Here is a 458-nt window from a genome sequence, read left to right on the forward strand (position 1 = left end):
TTTCAACGAAGAAGCCGTGGCCCTGTCTCTTATACACATCTAGATGTGGATAAGAGACAGCGTCACGGGAAGTGACGATGCCGACCAGGTCGCCATCGTGCAGTACCGGAACGCCGGAGATGTTGTGCAGGCGGGTCAGTTCGAACAGTTCACGCACCGTGGCGTCAGCCTCGATGGTGATCGGATCCTTGACCACGCCGGCTTCGTAACGCTTGACCTTGCGCACTTCGGCAGCTTGCTGCTCGATGGTCATGTTCTTGTGGATAATACCGATGCCACCTTCCTGAGCCATGGCAATTGCCAGTCGGGCTTCAGTGACGGTGTCCATGGCGGCAGAAACCAGAGGAATATTCAGCTCGATGCCACGGGTTAGGCGGGTCTTGAGACTGACTTCGTTAGGAAGCACCTCGGAATAACCGGGCACTAGGAGAATGTCGTCGAATGTCAGAGCTTCTTGG

1 protein-coding gene is annotated in these 458 nt (G+C 55.7%); it reads right to left on the bottom strand.

The annotated features are described in order from the left end of the window. Positions 1 to 458 (bottom strand): IMP dehydrogenase (locus JMF97_RS32485; protein WP_238360469.1); only part of this gene is annotated, 458 nt, incomplete at both ends.

The organism is Micromonospora fiedleri (assembly GCF_016774385.1).
Lineage (GTDB): Bacteria > Actinomycetota > Actinomycetes > Mycobacteriales > Micromonosporaceae > Micromonospora > Micromonospora gifhornensis.